This window comes from Streptomyces sp. NPDC053474, from assembly GCF_044544845.1.
In the GTDB taxonomy this organism is placed as follows: Bacteria; Actinomycetota; Actinomycetes; order Streptomycetales; family Streptomycetaceae; genus Streptomyces.
In genome coordinates, this window is sequence record NZ_JBITXV010000002.1 from 205442 (window position 1) to 220059 (window position 14618).

Consider the following 14618-nt stretch of genomic DNA (forward strand, 5'->3'; position numbering starts at 1 on the left):
CAGGGCGGCGACGGCCCGTAGCCGACAGGCCGGGGACCGCCCCCCCAGGCAGCGGGGCAGGAGCGGACGGTGGTCCACGAGGCGCCAGGTCGGGGCTCGGCCGGGACGCTGGGGCAGGAACGGGTGGGCGGGCGGGAAGCATCCCGCCGCGATAGCGGTGGGGCAGGGCGGCGACGGCCCGTAGCCGACAGGCCGGGGACCGCCCCCCCAGGCAGCGGGGCAGGAGCGGACGGTGGTCCACGAGGCGCCAGGTCGGGGTCCGGCCGGGACGCTGGGGCAGGAACGGGCGGGTGGGTGGGGAGCATCCCGCCGCGGTAGCGGTGGGGCAGGGTGGCGACGGCCCGTAGCCGACAGGCCGGGGACCGCCCCCCCAGGCAGCGGGGCAGGAGCGGACGGTGGTCCACGAGGCGCCAGGTCGGGGTCCGGCCGGGACGCTGGGGCAGGAACGGGCGGCGGGTGGGAAGCATCCCGGTGCGGCAGCGGGGCGGTGGGCCCGGGTGAGGGCGGGTGGGTGGGAGAAGCCCGGGCGGGGCTGGTTCCGCGCGGCGGCTCGTGCTGTCACCATGCTCACCCAGGCGTAGGGGGAGGCGCGGATGGCAGAGGTGTTCTTGCGGCGGCTGTCACGTTGGCAGGCGGAGCAGCAGCGCGAGACCGTGGCGACGGTGTACACGGCGTGCCATGAACAGTCCGAGCACCAAGAGCAGGCCCGGACCCCGGACCGGGGCCAGGCCCAGGACGCAGGCCGGGGGCAGCACGGAGGCCGAGGCCAAGCACCGTACGGTAGCGAGACGCAGGCCTCGTACGGTAGCGAGGCGCAGGCCTCGTACGGAGGCGAGACGCAGGCCTCGTACGGAGGGCAGCCGCAGGCACCGCACGCGGACAGCGCGCAGGCACCATACGGAGCGCGGCCGCAGGCACCGCACGCGGGCGGAACGCAGGCCTCGTACGCGGGCGGAGGTCAGGCGCAGGCACCGTACGGGGGCGAGGGGTTCGGGCGGGCGGGGTTTCTGGCGCGGTTCGAGCGGCACGTGCAGGAGCGGGACTTCGACATGGTCGCGGCGGACTCCGCCAGCGGCCTGGTCGGCTGCGTGTACGGCTACCGCGCGACCCCCGACACCCCGGACTTCACGACGCTGCGCGACGTCCTGCCGCCCGCGGCGACGGGCGCGGCCGCGGCAGGCCGCCTGTTCCTGCTCGTGGAGCTGATGGTGCTGCCGGAGTACCGCCGCAGGCGGGTGGCGACGCGCATGCGGGACCTGCTGCTGGCCCGGCACGGCACGGACGTGGTCGTCACGACGCTCGCGGCGGCCGCGGCGACCGCGGCGACCGCGGCGACCGGCGAGGGCGCCGCGCACGAGGTGCTGCGGGCGTGGTCGTGCACGAAGCTCGGCGAGTTCGGCACGCCACCGCGGGAGGCCTGGCTGCACCCGGCCTAGGGGTCAGGTCCTGCTGGCCTTGAGGGAGTACATCAGGGGCGCGCGCGGGCTCGTGGCCGGGTAGCGGTAGAGCCCGTCGCGCGGTTCGAGCGCGGCGAACCTGCGGAAGAGGGTCACGTCGTGCTCGTGCAGGAAGTCGATGCGCAGGCCCGCCCGCGCGAGGGCCGTGACGACCTCGCCGACGGGGTGCTGCCACTCGACGCTGCGGTTGTGGACGGTGACGGCGTCCCCGTCGGCGTACCCGCCGGGCCCGTCGTCGACCCACGGGTCGCGGGCGAAGTAGTCGTGCTCGATCCGCGTACCGGTCGCGTCGTCGAGGACGTCCGTGAGGGGGTGGAACTCGGCGAGGTAGAGGAAGCCCCCGGGCGCGACGAGGGAGGCGGCGGTCTCGGCCCAGCGCCGGATGTCGGGGAGCCAGCACAGTGCGCCGACGCCGGTGTAGACGATGTCGTACGCGGAGTCCGGCACGGCCTCGGCGGCGTCGTACACGTCGGCGGCGACGAACGCGGCCCGGTCCTGGGCGAACCCGAGCTCGGCGGCGAGGCCGCGGGCGGCCTCCACGGCGGGTTCGGAGAAGTCGAGGCCGACGACGCGGGCGGCCCCGTGCCGCGCCCAGGAGAGGGTGTCGAGGCCGATGTGGCACTGGAGGTGCAGCAGGGAGCGGCCGGTGACGTCGCCGATCTCGGCCCGTTCGAAGGCGCGCAGCGGGTCCTTGCCCGCGTGGAAGGCGGCGAGGTCGTAGTAGTCGCTGGCCAGGTGGATCGGCACACGCTCGTCCCAGCGCCGCCGGTTGGACTCGCGCCAGTCGGCGGGGTTCGGTGTGTACATGCGCGAAAGTTATCCACAGGCTGGGGACCCTCGCCAGCGGATTCCGGGGAGAGCGAGGCACTATGGGGCCATGAGTGAGACGGGTGAACAGGTGGACGCGGGGGCCGGGGGCGGCGCGGGGGCCGGGGGCGGCGCGGGGGCCGGGGGCGGCACGGAAGCCGAGGGCCGCGCGGCAGCCGGGCGCGAAGCGGCAGCCGAGGGCAGCGCGGGGGCCGGGGGCGGCACAGCAGCCAAGGGCAGCGCGGCAGGTGGAAGCGGCACGGCAGCCGAAGACGGCACAGCAGGTGGAAGCGGCACGGCAGGCGCAAGCGGCACGGAAGCCGGAAGCGGGGCGGCAGCCGGGGGCGGCACGGTAGGCGGGAGCGGGGCCGGGAAGGGTGGGGTGCCTGACTGGGAGAGGCGGTTTCGGGCGGCGCGGGTGTCGCTGCCCGACTGGGCGGAGGACGCCCCGGACCGCTCCCTGTTCGTGTCGAACGCGACGGGCACGTACGAGCTGTACGCCTGGGACCGCGCGACAGGCGCCCAGCGCCAGGTCACCGACCGGGCGAACGGCACGACGGACGGTCTGCTCTCCCCCGACGGCCAGTGGATCTGGTGGTTCGACGACAAGGACGGTGACGAGTTCGGCGTCTGGCGCCGTCAGCCCTTCACCGGCGGCCCCGACGAGGCCGCCGTGCCCGGCCTCGCCCCGTCGTATCCGGCCGGGCTCGCCCTCGGCCGGGACGGCCGCACGGTCGTGGTGGGCCGCTCCACGGACGAGGACGGCTCGACGGTGCACGTCGTCGGCCCGGACGCGGCCCCGGGCGCCGAGCCCGTCGAGATCTACCGCCACCGCGAGTCCGCGGGCGTCGGCGACCTCTCGCACGACGGCTCCCTGATCGTGATCGAGCACACGGAGCACGGCGACGCGATGCACTCCGCGCTGCGCGTCCTGCGCCTGGACGGCTCGGTGGTCGCCGACCTGGACGACACCAAGGGCGGCGAGGTCGAGCTCGGCCTGGAGTCCCTGGGCTTCGCGCCGGTGGCGGGGGACACCCGGCTGCTCGTCGGCCACCAGCGCCGGGGCCGCTGGGAGCCGATGCTGTGGGACGTGGCCTCGGGCGAGGAGACGGACCTGGCCCTCGACCTGCCGGGCGACGTGTCGGCGGAGTGGTATCCCGACGGCTCGGCGCTGCTCGTCGCGCACGACTTCGAGGCCCGCGGCGACCTGTGGCGGTTCGACCTGGCCACCCGCGAGCTGACCCGCGTGGAGACCCCGCGCGGCTCGGTGTCCGGCGCGACGGCCCGCCCGGACGGCACGGTGGAGTACATGTGGTCGTCGGCCGCCGAGCCGCCCGTCCTGCGCTCCACCTCCGGCCGGGTCGTCCTTGACCCGCCCGGCGCGAAGGCACCCGCCTCGGTGCCGGTGGAGGACGCCTGGGTTCAGGGCCCCGGCGGCCGCGTCCACGCCCTGGTGCAGCGGCCCGCGGGAGCCGAGGGCCCGCTGCCCACGGTCTTCGAGGTGCACGGCGGCCCCACCTGGCACGACAGCGACGCCTTCGCGGCGGGCCCCGCCGCCTGGGTCGACCACGGGTACGCGGTGGTGCGGGTCAACTACCGCGGCTCCACGGGGTACGGCCGGGCGTGGACCGACGCCCTCAAGCACCGCGTCGGGCTCATCGAGCTGGAGGACATCGCGGCGGTGCGCGACTGGGCCGTGGCCTCCGGCCTCGCGGACCCGGACCGGCTGATCCTGTCCGGCGGCTCCTGGGGCGGCTATCTCACGCTCCTCGGCCTCGGCACCGAGCCCGACGCCTGGGCGCTCGGCCTCGCCGCGGTCCCCGTCGCGGACTACGTGACGGCGTACCACGACGAGATGGAGGCCCTGAAGGCGATGGACCGCACCCTGTTCGGCGGCACGCCGGAGGAGGTGCCCGAGCGCTTCGAGGCCTCGTCCCCGCTGACGTACGTGGACGCGGTCAAGGCCCCGGTCTACATCTCCGCGGGGGTGAACGACCCCCGCTGCCCCATCCGCCAGGTGGAGAACTACGTGGACCGCCTCGCCCAGCGCGCCGCGGTCCACGAGGTGTACCGCTACGAGGCGGGCCACGGCTCCCTGGTCGTCGACGAGCGCATCAAGCAGGTCGCCCTGGAGCTGGACTTCGCCGCCCGGCACCTGCCCTAGGGTCCGCGCGGGGCGCCCCGGGGGAAGCCTTCCCCGGGGCGCCCCGTACCGTGGAGGGCGTGTACCGGTTCCTGCTGACCCCCCGCTGGTGGGGGATCAACGTCTTCGTCGCGCTGGCCATCCCGCTGTGCCTGTTCATGGGCTCCTGGCAGCTCGGCCGCTTCGAGGACCGCGTACAGGACCACGAGAACGCCAAGAAGCAGGCGGCCGTCGACCCGAGCGCGAAGCCGCGGCCGCTGGCCGGGCTGCTGCCCGTGGACCGGGAGACGTCGGGCGAGCGGACGACGGCCACCGGGCGGTACGGCAAGCAACTCCTCGTGCCGGACCGGACGTTGGACGGCCGCAGCGGGTACTACGTCCTCACGCTGCTGCGTACCGACGGCGGCAAGTCGCTGCCGGTCGTGCGCGGCTGGCTGCCCGGCAAGGCCGACGCGCGCCGGGCGCCCGCGCCGCCCAAGGGCGAGGTCACCGTCACCGGCGCGCTCCAGGCCTCGGAGAGCCCCAGTTCGGACGGAGTCCGGACGGCGGGCGGCCTGCCCACGGGCCAGGTCGGCATGATCAGCGCGGCGTCGCTCGTGAACATCGTCCCGGACGACGTGTACGACGCCTGGGTCACGCTCGACAAGGGCACCGACGGCCTGCGGCCGGTCCCGGCGGCCGCGCCGGAGGACTCGGGCCTGAACCTCAAGGCGTTCCAGAACCTGGGCTACACGGGCGAGTGGTTCGTGTTCGCGGGGTTCGTGGTGTTCATGTGGTTCCGGCTCTTCCGCCGCGAGCGGGAGTTCGCGCGGGACGCCGAGCTGGGCCTCGCACAGGAGCCGGAGGCTCCGCAGCCGTCCACGACCTGAGGCCGGGCCCGCGCCGTCCCGGCGGGCTACTGCGCCGGAAGCACCCCGGTCTTGTACACCGTGCCCGAGCACGCGTTCAGCACCGTCGCGTCCGCCGACGGGGCGCCCGGCTCCGCCGTGAGGGACACCGCGACGCTGCCGTCCTTGGTGCCGTCCTCGCGGATCAGCTGGGGGGTCACGCCGCCGCTGTCGCCGGTGCCGCCCTCCGAGCCGCTGCCGCCCGCGCCGCCCTCGGACGGGGACGGGTTCGGCGTGGGCTCGCCGCCGTCGGACGGGCACTGCGCCGAGGGCACCCAGGCGAAGCGCACCTCGTACGAGGCGCCGGGCTTGAGGACGAGGGAGCTGGCCTCCTGGGCCGGGTCGGGCAGGCCCGTGCCGTCGCCCGGGGTGTGGTCGACCACGTTGACGGCGGAGGGGCTGGCCGCGCCCTGGGCGGTGGCGGCCACGGCGCCCGCGTTCTCCACGGTGCAGCTGCTGCCGGAGACGTTGGCGACGCGGAAGGTGCCGTAGACCTTGCCCTCGGCGTCGGCGGCCCCTACGGATCCGGAGGCGCCGAGCTGGGTGGCGTCACAGGCGGGCGAGCTCACGGCGTCGGTGCCGTGGTCGTCGGGCTCGGTGCCCCCGGTGGCGCCGCCCCGGCCCGTCTCGCCCTTGTCCTTGCTGCCCTTCTCCTTGCCCTTGCCGCCCTTGTCCTTGTCGTCCTTCTTCTCTTCCTTCTTCTTGCCGCCGCCGGTCTCCTTGCCGGGGCGGTCGGGGTCCTTGCCCTCGGTGCTGCCGCCCTGGCTGTGCTGGCTGCTGCCCGCACCCGCGATGGACGGCCGCGCGTCGGAGTCGCCCGACGAGCGGGTGACGTGCACGAGCGCGGGCACGGCGGTGGCCGCGAAGAGGACGACGGCGGCCGCGCCGACGAAGGCCTGCCGCTTGCGGGCCCGGCGCGCGGGCACCGCGTGCCGGAGCCGGTCCAGGGCCGCGTCGCCCGGCTCGATGTCCTCGACGGCGGTGCGCAGCATCCGCCGCAGCGCCAGCTCGTCGTCGGCGAGGCCGCCGGGCGCGTCGGGGTCGCCTGGGCCGTCGGGACCGCCTGGGCCGCCTGGGCCGCCGAACGGTGTGGTGCCGCCGTCGAGGGCGGTCAGCCGCCCGAGGCCGCGCAGCTGCTCCGTGACGTCCGGTACGTCGTGTCCGTGGTCGGGGCGGTCGCCGTCGCCCGGCCCGTGCTTCACCGTGTCGTTCCCAGCGTCGTGCTCGTGGTGCTTGCCCATGTCGCCCGCTCCGCTCATGCCGGGGCCTCCATGGCGACCCGCAGGGCGGCGATGCCGCGCGAGCCGTAGGCCTTGACCGAGCCGAGCGATATGCCGAGCGTCTCGGCGACCTGGGCCTCGGTCATGTCCGCGAAGTACCGCAGGACGAGGACCTCGCGCTGGCGGCGCTGCAGGCCGCGCATGGCCTTGATCAGCTCGTCGCGCTCCAGCTGGTCGTACGCGCCCTCCTCGGCGCTCGCCATGTCGGGCATCGGCTTGGTGAGGAGCTTCAGGCCGAGGATGCGTCGGCGCAGCGCGGACCGGGAGAGGTTCACCACGGTCTGGCGCAGGTACGCGAGGGTCTTCTCGGGGTCGCGGACGCGCTTGCGCGCGGAGTGGACGCGGATGAACGCCTCCTGCACGACGTCCTCGCAGGACGCGGTGTCGTCGAGGAGCAGGGCGGCGAGCCCGAGCAGCGACCGGTAGTGGGCGCGATAGGTCTCGGTGAGGTGGTCGACGGTGGTGCCCGCGGTCACGGCCACCTCATCGCCCTCGCGCTGCGTCGGAATGCGGGCGGGCCGCGTCACGGGCATGGGGGCGATCACCGGCATGCCGCCGGGTACGCGAGGACGGCGGGACGGTCGCAGTGCCGCCGCTCCGCTCGCGGTGAATTCGAGTACCTCTGCCACGCCTGTTGGACACGCTTCCCCCCGTCAGGGTTGTACGCGTCAGGCATGGCGTTCGGCATCGCGCGCGCGACGTGCCTCACAGGCACCGCTCTCCACGGTGCGTCAAAAGCCCCCATGCGTACCAGCTCTTCCCCTATGCCCCAATTGCTTTTCGCAGCGTTCCGGCCGCCCTCCGGAGGGCGACGGCGAAGACGCCTGCGCCGCCCGGTCGGTTGCAGGGACCGGAAGGCGAATCTTCGAACGCGCGGACGCCCCAGTTCAAGCGGTCTGGACCAGAGATAGGACACAGAACTTACACAGGTCCTACAGAGTGCTCCGCTTCGGGAGGCCTTTCGGGCAGCCCGGTCTGCCCCGGCGGACCGCCTCCGGGGTAAGGCGGGTCAGCCGCCCGGGAGTTCCCCCGCCACCAACTCCGCGATCTGCGCCGTGTTCAGGGCGGCGCCCTTGCGCAAGTTGTCCCCGCACACGAAGAGTTCGAGCGCGGCCGGGTCGTCCAGGGCGCGGCGCAGGCGGCCGACCCACGTGGGGTCGGTGCCGACGGCGTCGGCGGGCGTCGGGAACTCACCGGCGGCCGGGTCGTCGAACAGGACGACCCCGGGCGCGGTGGCGAGGATCTCGCGGGCCCGCGCGACGGTCACCTCGCCCTCGAAGCGCGCGTGGACCGTCAGCGAGTGCGTCGTGACGACCGGCACCCGTACGCACGTCACCGCGACCTTCAGGTCCGGCAGGCCGAGGATCTTCCGGGACTCGTCCCGGACCTTCATCTCCTCCGACGACCAGCCGTCGTCGCGTACGGAACCGACCCAGGGCACCACGTTCAGCGCGACGGGCTCCGGGAAGGGCCCGGTGTCGTCCCCGACGGCGCGGCGCAGGTCGCCGGGCCCGGTGCCGAGGTCGCTGTCCGCGACGAGCCTGAGCTGGCGCCGCAGCGTGTCGACGCCGTCCCGCCCGGCCCCGCTGACGGCCTGGTACGACGAGACCACGAGCTCCCGCAGGCCGAACTCGGCGTGCAGGGCGCCGAGCGCCACGATCATCGAGAGGGTGGTGCAGTTCGGGTTGGCGATGATGCCGCGCGGCCGCACGCGCGCGGCGTGCGGATTGACCTCCGGAACGACCAGCGGGACGTCCGGGTCGAGGCGGAAGGCGGCGGAGTTGTCGACCACGACGACACCTCGCGAGGCGGCGATGGGCGCCCACTGGGCCGCCACCTCGTCGGGCACGTCGAACATGGCGACGTCGACGCCCTCGAAGACGTCCTCGCTCAGCGCGAGGACCTCGACCTCCTCCCCGCGCACGGCCAGCTTGCGACCGGCCGAGCGCGGGGAGGCGACGAGTCTGATCTCGCCCCAGATGTCGGCGTGCTGCGACAGGATCTGGAGCATCACCGCGCCGACGGCCCCGGTCGCCCCGACGACCGCGAGCGTCGGCTTGCGGTTCATCGCCCGGTGCCTCCATAGACCACGGCCTCGTCCGAGTCGGAGTCGAGGCCGAAGGCGGTGTGCACGGCGCGCACGGCCTCGTTGACGTCCTCGGCGCGGGTGACCACGGAGATGCGGATCTCGGAGGTGGAGATCAGCTCGATGTTCACGCCCGCGTCCGTCAGCGCCTCGAAGAACGTGGCGGTGACGCCGGGGTTCGTCTTCATGCCCGCGCCGACCAGGGAGATCTTCGCGATCTGGTCGTCGTAGCGCAGCGAGTCGAAGCCGACGCCCGCCTTCGTCTTCTCCAGGGCGTCGATGGCCTTGCGGCCCTCGGCCTTGGGCAGCGTGAAGGAGATGTCGGTGAGGCCCGTCGCGGCGGCCGACACGTTCTGGACGATCATGTCGAGGTTGATCTCGGCGTCGGCGACGGCGCGGAAGATCGCGGCGGCCTCGCCCGGCTTGTCCGGCACGCCGACGACCGTGATCTTGGCCTCGGACGTGTCGTGCGCGACACCAGAGATGATCGCCTGCTCCACCTTGCGGTCCCCTTGCGGTTCGTTGCTGACCCACGTGCCTTGCAGCCCACTGAAGGAGGACCGCACGTGGATCGGGATGTTGTAACGGCGCGCGTACTCCACACAGCGGTGGAGCAGCACCTTGGACCCGGAGCTGGCCAGCTCCAGCATGTCCCCGAAGCTGATCCAGTCGATCTTCCGGGCCTTCTTCACGACGCGCGGGTCGGCGGTGAAGACGCCGTCCACGTCCGTGTAGATCTCGCACACCTCCGCGTCGAGCGCGGCGGCGAGGGCGACGGCGGTGGTGTCGGACCCGCCACGACCCAGGGTCGTGATGTCCTTCTTGTCCTGGCTGACGCCCTGGAAACCGGCGACGATGGCGATGTTGCCCTCGTCGAGCGCGGTCCGGATGCGGCCCGGCGTCACATCGATGATCCGGGCTTTGTTGTGGACCGAGTCGGTGATGACACCGGCCTGGCTGCCCGTGAACGACTGGGCCTCGTGGCCCAGGTTCTTGATCGCCATGGCCAGCAGGGCCATGGAGATCCGCTCTCCGGCGGTCAGCAGCATGTCGAATTCGCGCCCGGCAGGGATCGGTGACACCTGCCCGGCAAGATCGATCAACTCATCCGTCGTGTCACCCATCGCCGACACCACGACGACCACCTGGTGGCCGTTCTTCTTGGCGTCGACGATGCGCTTGGCGACCCGCTTGATGCCCTCGGCATCGGCTACGGAGGAGCCTCCGTACTTCTGCACGACAAGGCCCACGTGCGCTCCTCGCTCCGTTACGTCTCTTCCCGCCCACGGCGGTCGGCTCAGTCTAACGAGCGGCCGAATTCCGCCCCGGGGGTATCAGATCGTGAGATGTCCCGCTCACGCCTTGATCACCCGACGGCTCCCTGTCCTCCGGCCGCTCCGACAGCTCCACTGCCCGCTACGGAGCGGCGCACTCCGCAAAGTGGGGTGGGTCACAGGGGCGCGCGGGGGCCCTGAGGGAGAGCGGGCCGGGAAAGGGGCTACTGGACGGGGCGCAGGCCCAGGGGGCCTGCGATTTCTTCGGCCATGACCTTGCCCGCGGCCTCTTCCAGGGTCTCGTCCGTGAGGTCCTGGTCGGTGTCGAGGCCGTTGAGGTCCTCCAGGGGCTGGTTCAGCCGGACGTGGGCGACCAGGGACTGGAGGGCGCGCAGGGACGCGGAGGCCGTGGAGCCCCAGTTGGAGAAGTAGGAGAACTGCCACCACCACAGGGCCTCCGTGGTGCGGCCCTCGCGGTAGTGGGCCAGGCCGTGGCGGAGGTCCGTGACGACGTCGGCCAGGTCGTCGGAGATGCGGCAGGCGACCGGGGCCTTGCGCGGCTCGTAGGGGTCGAAGACCTCGGAGTAGACGTCGATGGGGTCGAGCAGGGCGGCCAGGCGCTCGCGCAGCTCGTCCACGTCGCCCTCCGGGCCCAGGTCCGGCTCGTAGCGCTCGTCGGGGACGATGTCCTCGTGCGCGCCGAGGCGGCCCCCGGCCAGGAGCAGCTGGGAGACCTCCAGGAGGAGGAAGGGGACGGCCGAGTCCGGCTCGTCGCCCCGGGCGACCTCCGTGACCGCGACGATGAAGCTCTCGATCTGGTCGGAGATCTGCACCGCGAAGTCGTCCGGGTCCTGGGACGCGGCGTGCACCAGCGTCTTCGGCTGCGGCTCAGGTGACTTAGACATCTAGGAGTCGTCTCCCCTCGAAAGCGCGGCCCAGGGTGACCTCGTCCGCGTATTCCAGATCTCCCCCGACAGGGAGTCCGCTGGCCAGGCGGGTGACCTTCAGGCCCATCGGCTTGATCATGCGCGCGAGGTACGTCGCCGTGGCCTCGCCCTCCAGGTTCGGGTCCGTCGCCAGGATCAGCTCGGTGACCGTGCCGTCGGCGAGGCGCGCGAGGAGTTCCCGTATGCGCAGGTCGTCGGGGCCCACGCCCTCGATGGGGCTGATGGCGCCGCCGAGCACGTGGTACCGACCCCGGAACTCGCGGGTCCGCTCGATCGCCACGACGTCCTTGGGCTCCTCGACCACACAGATGACCGAGGGGTCCCTGCGGGCGTCACGGCAGATGTTGCAGAGCTCCTCCTGCGCCACGTTCCCGCAGGTCGCGCAGAAGCGGACCTTCTCCTTCACCTCCAGGAGCGCGTGCGCGAGGCGCCGGACGTCCGTCGGCTCCGCCTGGAGGATGTGGAAGGCGATCCGCTGCGCGCTCTTGGGACCGACGCCGGGCAGCCTGCCCAGTTCGTCGATGAGGTCCTGGACCACGCCTTCGTACAACGGACTGCCTTTCCTGCGGGTTTTCCGGGCCAGTGTTCGGGGGTCAGGGGGCTGTGATACGTACCGTAGTTGGCCGCCGGGCGACTTTGAAGGTAACGGCGATTAGAACGGCAGGCCGGGGATGCCGCCGCCGCCCAGGCCCTGCGCGAGCGGGCCGAGCTTCTGCTGCTGTAGCGCCTGCGCGTTCTCGTTCGCCGCGTGTACGGCGGCCACGACCAGGTCCGCGAGGGTCTCGGTGTCCTCCGGGTCGACCGCCTTCGGGTCGATCACGAGGGCGCGCAGCTCACCGGAACCGGTGACCGTGGCCTTGACGAGGCCACCGCCCGCCTGGCCCTCGACCTCCGTGCGCGCCAGCTCCTCCTGTGCCTTCGCGAGGTCCTGCTGCATCTTCTGGGCCTGCTGGAGCAGCTGCTGCATGTTGGGCTGTCCACCACCGGGGATCACGATCAGCTCCTGGTGTCGGTCGAGTGCGTACGACGTGCTTGTCGGGCGGGTTGACGCCTGGCATGAGCCTACGTGGTGACGGAGGCGAGCGCCCCGGCACTCCCGGCGGCACTCTTTCGGGTGAGATCGACGGTGCTCCTATACCTGATCAAGCACCCCTTCCAGGAGGAAAAGCCGTGAAAACGGCCGCATAGCCACCCATTGGGCGGTAGGACTTGTGCTCGCGCAGAGGCACCGTCCATTACGTTGCGTCACTTATGCGGAACTTATGCGGAAGCCGAGGGAGTGCCGGGTGAGCCACCACCAGCCGGAGATGCAGCCTGAGGGGGTGCCCCATGGGCACGAGGCAGGGGCGGGGGCGCCGGGCGGCGCGGGTGGCGGGCTCGGGGGTGCCCCGGGCGGCCGGGAGTTCCCCACCGGCGACTGGGGCGAGCCCGCGGCACGGCTCGACGAGCTCTACCGGTGGGTGGAGCGGGGTGCGCTCGACACCGCCGGATGGTATCTGCGCGACCGCGTCCGCAAGCGGCGCGGGGCCCGGATCCTCCGCGGCGGCGCCGCGCTCGGGGCGCTCGGGGCCGGGGTGCTGCCGCTGCTCGACCTCGTCGGGGCGGCGGGGTCCGTGGCCACGTGGGGGTTCGTCTCGCTGCTCGTGGGGGTCGCGTGCGTGGGGTGCGACCGGTACTTCGGGTTCACGTCCGGGTGGATGCGGGACGTCGCCACCGCGCAGGCCGTGCAGCGGCGGTTGCAGGTGCTCCAGTTCGACTGGGCGTCGGAGAGCGTGCGGGAGGTGCTCGGGCCGACGGAGGGGACCGCGAGCGAGGCGGCGGAGCGGTGCCTGGGGGTGCTGCGGAGGTTCGCCGACGACGTGACCGAGCTGGTGCGGGCCGAGACCGTGGACTGGATGGTGGAGTTCCGGGCCGGGGCCGCGCCGCTCGCCATGCAGACCGGCGCGGGCGGGGCCGTCCCCGCACCCGCCCGCGAGCCCGGCGGGGCCTCGGGCCGCTTCCCGCTGCCGCCGGGGGCCCGGCCGAACATGCCGCGGCAGCGGCCGCCGGAGCCGCGCTGAGGCGGGGGCGCCTCGGCTGTACGGCTGGGGCTCCGCCTGCTGGGGCTCGGTTGCACGGCTGGGCGGCGCCTGGGTGCTGGGCCGTGCTGGCCGGGCGGGCGAAGCCAGGTGTGATGGGTGGGCGGGTGGGAGGGATCCGCCGCGGTAGCGGCGGGGGGCGGCGGCGCGACAGGTTGTCGCGTTACGCGGCGGTCGCCAGACACCGCGCCCATGTCGGGGCCGCGTCCCGGACACCTACCCTCGCCCCCATGACCCCTCAGCCCAACCCCCAGCTCGGCGCAGCGGTCGCCGCAACCGACCGCGCGCACGTCTTCCACTCCTGGTCGGCCCAGGAACTGATCACCCCGCTCGCGGTGGCCGGCGCGGACGGCTCGTACTTCTGGGACTACGAGGGCAACCGCTACCTCGACTTCACCAGCGGCCTCGTCTACACGAACATCGGCTACCAGCACCCCAAGGTCGTCGCCGCGATCCAGGAGCAGGCGGGGAAGCTCGCCACGTTCGCCCCGGCGTTCGCGATCGAGGCCCGCTCGGAGGCGGCCCGGCTCATCGCCGAGCGCACCCCGGGCGACCTGGACAAGATCTTCTTCACCAACGGCGGGGCCGAGGCCGTGGAGAACGCCACCCGCATGGCCCGGCTGCACACCGGCCGCCCCAAGGTGCTCTCCGCGTACCGCTCGTACCACGGGGCCACCGCCGCCGCGATCAACCTCACCGGTGACCCGCGCCGCTGGCCGTCCGACACCGCGTCGGCGGGCGTCGTGCACTTCTGGGCGCCGTTCCTCTACCGGTCCCCGTTCTACGCCGAGACCGAGACCCAGGAGTGCGAGCGGGCCCTGACGCACCTGGAGGACACCATCGCCTTCGAGGGGCCCGGGACCATCGCGGCGATCATCCTGGAGACGATCCCGGGCACCGCCGGGATCATGCCCCCGCCGCCCGGCTACCTCGCGGGCGTGCGCGAGCTGTGCGACCGGCACGGCATCGTCCTGATCCTGGACGAGGTCATGGCGGGCTTCGGCCGCACCGGCGCGTGGTTCGCCGTGGACCACCACGACGGCGTCGTACCGGACCTGCTGACCTTCGCCAAGGGCGTGAACTCCGGATACGTGCCGCTGGGCGGCGTGGCGATCTCGTCGGCGATCGCCGAGACGTTCGCCCGCAGGCCCTACCCCGGCGGGCTCACCTACTCCGGCCACCCGCTGGCCTGCGCGGCCGCCGTCGCGACGCTGAACGTCATGGCGGACGACGGTGTCGTCGAGAACGCGGCGCGCGTCGGCGCCGACGTCATCGGCCCCGGCCTGCGCGACCTGGCCGAGCGGCACCCGAGCGTGGGCGAGGTGCGGGGCGTCGGCATGTTCTGGGCCCTGGAGCTCGTCCGGGACCGGGAGACCCGGGAGCCCCTGGTCCCCTACAACGCGAGCGGCGAGGCCAACGCCCCCATGGCCGCGTTCGCCGCCGCCGCGAAGGCGAACGGCCTGTGGCCCTTCGTGAACATGAACCGGACGCACGTGGTGCCGCCGTGCACCATCACGGACGCCGAGGCGAAGGACGGCCTCGCCGCCCTCGACCGGGCCCTGGACGTCGCCGACACCCACGTGGCCTGAGCCCCGTCGCCGGGCGTGGCTCAGGAGGCGGAACCCCGACCGCGTAGTCTGACGTGCTCGTAAGCGACGA

13 protein-coding genes are annotated in these 14618 nt (G+C 73.3%); 5 read left to right on the forward strand and 8 right to left on the reverse strand.

Features of this window, described 5'->3' with window-relative positions:
* Positions 1-593: 593 nt before the first annotated feature.
* Positions 594-1436: a hypothetical protein gene (locus tag ACIG3E_RS04505; RefSeq protein ID WP_399611139.1), complete on the forward strand. Its 843-nt coding sequence runs from the start codon at positions 594-596 to the stop codon at positions 1434-1436.
* A gap of 3 nt (positions 1437-1439) precedes the next feature.
* On the opposite strand, the gene ACIG3E_RS04510 is transcribed toward ACIG3E_RS04505, so the two are convergent.
* Positions 1440-2264 carry a class I SAM-dependent methyltransferase gene (locus ACIG3E_RS04510; protein WP_399611142.1) on the reverse strand — a complete coding sequence of 275 codons (825 nt, stop codon included), beginning with the start codon at positions 2262-2264 and terminating at the stop codon, positions 1440-1442.
* A 382-nt stretch (positions 2265-2646) separates the two neighbouring features.
* Here ACIG3E_RS04510 and ACIG3E_RS04515 point away from each other — a divergent pair, with 382 nt between their 5' ends.
* Together ACIG3E_RS04515 and ACIG3E_RS04520 are read left to right on the forward strand one after the other, a co-directional pair.
* Entirely contained in the window at positions 2647-4428 is a 1782-nt protein-coding gene (locus tag ACIG3E_RS04515) for a prolyl oligopeptidase family serine peptidase (protein WP_399611144.1), read from the forward strand.
* A 59-nt stretch (positions 4429-4487) separates the two neighbouring features.
* Positions 4488-5276, forward strand: coding sequence for an SURF1 family protein (locus tag ACIG3E_RS04520; RefSeq protein WP_399611146.1), 789 nt, complete (start codon positions 4488-4490; stop codon positions 5274-5276).
* A 26-nt stretch (positions 5277-5302) separates the two neighbouring features.
* Here the strand turns inward: ACIG3E_RS04520 and ACIG3E_RS04525 are convergent, their stop codons facing one another.
* The 7 genes from ACIG3E_RS04525 to ACIG3E_RS04555 all read right to left on the reverse strand — a co-directional run bounded on the left by ACIG3E_RS04525 (position 5303) and on the right by ACIG3E_RS04555 (position 11875).
* Positions 5303-6553, reverse strand: coding sequence for a hypothetical protein (locus ACIG3E_RS04525; RefSeq protein WP_399611149.1), 1251 nt, complete (start codon positions 6551-6553; stop codon positions 5303-5305).
* Positions 6550-7203: a SigE family RNA polymerase sigma factor gene (locus ACIG3E_RS04530; protein WP_078869075.1), complete on the reverse strand. Its 654-nt coding sequence runs from the start codon at positions 7201-7203 to the stop codon at positions 6550-6552. The genes ACIG3E_RS04525 and ACIG3E_RS04530 overlap by 4 nt, the downstream gene beginning before the upstream one ends.
* 380 nt (positions 7204-7583) lie before the next feature.
* On the reverse strand, positions 7584-8642 hold the full coding sequence (locus tag ACIG3E_RS04535) for an aspartate-semialdehyde dehydrogenase (RefSeq protein ID WP_399611153.1): 1059 nt from the start codon (positions 8640-8642) through the stop codon (positions 7584-7586).
* Positions 8639-9910, reverse strand: a complete 1272-nt coding sequence (locus ACIG3E_RS04540) for an aspartate kinase (RefSeq protein WP_030682780.1) — start codon at positions 9908-9910, stop codon at positions 8639-8641. Before ACIG3E_RS04540 ends, ACIG3E_RS04535 begins: the two co-directional genes overlap by 4 nt.
* A gap of 248 nt (positions 9911-10158) precedes the next feature.
* Entirely contained in the window at positions 10159-10839 is a 681-nt protein-coding gene (locus ACIG3E_RS04545) for a DUF5063 domain-containing protein (RefSeq protein WP_399611158.1), read from the reverse strand.
* Complete coding sequence (gene recR / locus ACIG3E_RS04550; protein ID WP_030682774.1) at positions 10832-11431, reverse strand: recombination mediator RecR; 600 nt, start codon at positions 11429-11431, stop codon at positions 10832-10834. The genes ACIG3E_RS04545 and recR overlap by 8 nt, the downstream gene beginning before the upstream one ends.
* A 102-nt stretch (positions 11432-11533) precedes the next feature.
* Positions 11534-11875, reverse strand: a complete 342-nt coding sequence (locus ACIG3E_RS04555) for a YbaB/EbfC family nucleoid-associated protein (RefSeq protein ID WP_144320114.1) — start codon at positions 11873-11875, stop codon at positions 11534-11536.
* Between the two features lie 268 nt (positions 11876-12143).
* Between ACIG3E_RS04555 and ACIG3E_RS04560 the strand changes: the two genes are divergently transcribed.
* Together ACIG3E_RS04560 and ACIG3E_RS04565 are read left to right on the forward strand one after the other, a co-directional pair.
* Entirely contained in the window at positions 12144-12941 is a 798-nt protein-coding gene (locus ACIG3E_RS04560; RefSeq protein ID WP_399611162.1) for an SLATT domain-containing protein, read from the forward strand.
* A gap of 248 nt (positions 12942-13189) precedes the next feature.
* Positions 13190-14548 carry an aspartate aminotransferase family protein gene (locus ACIG3E_RS04565; protein ID WP_399611165.1) on the forward strand — a complete coding sequence of 453 codons (1359 nt, stop codon included), beginning with the start codon at positions 13190-13192 and terminating at the stop codon, positions 14546-14548.
* Positions 14549-14618 lie beyond the last annotated feature (70 nt).

What these genes read in the sequence shown, in the direction of transcription:
- ACIG3E_RS04505 (WP_399611139.1), top strand. Translation starts at nt 594, where the DNA reads ATGGCAGAGGTGTTCTTGCGGCGGCTGTCACGTTGGCAGGCGGAGCAG.
- ACIG3E_RS04510 (WP_399611142.1), bottom strand. Translation starts at nt 2,264, where the DNA reads ATGTACACACCGAACCCCGCCGACTGGCGCGAGTCCAACCGGCGGCGC.
- ACIG3E_RS04525 (WP_399611149.1), bottom strand. Translation starts at nt 6,553, where the DNA reads ATGAGCGGAGCGGGCGACATGGGCAAGCACCACGAGCACGACGCTGGG.
- ACIG3E_RS04535 (WP_399611153.1), bottom strand. Translation starts at nt 8,642, where the DNA reads ATGAACCGCAAGCCGACGCTCGCGGTCGTCGGGGCGACCGGGGCCGTC.
- ACIG3E_RS04545 (WP_399611158.1), bottom strand. Translation starts at nt 10,839, where the DNA reads ATGTCTAAGTCACCTGAGCCGCAGCCGAAGACGCTGGTGCACGCCGCG.
- ACIG3E_RS04560 (WP_399611162.1), top strand. Translation starts at nt 12,144, where the DNA reads ATGCGGAAGCCGAGGGAGTGCCGGGTGAGCCACCACCAGCCGGAGATG.
- ACIG3E_RS04565 (WP_399611165.1), top strand. Translation starts at nt 13,190, where the DNA reads ATGACCCCTCAGCCCAACCCCCAGCTCGGCGCAGCGGTCGCCGCAACC.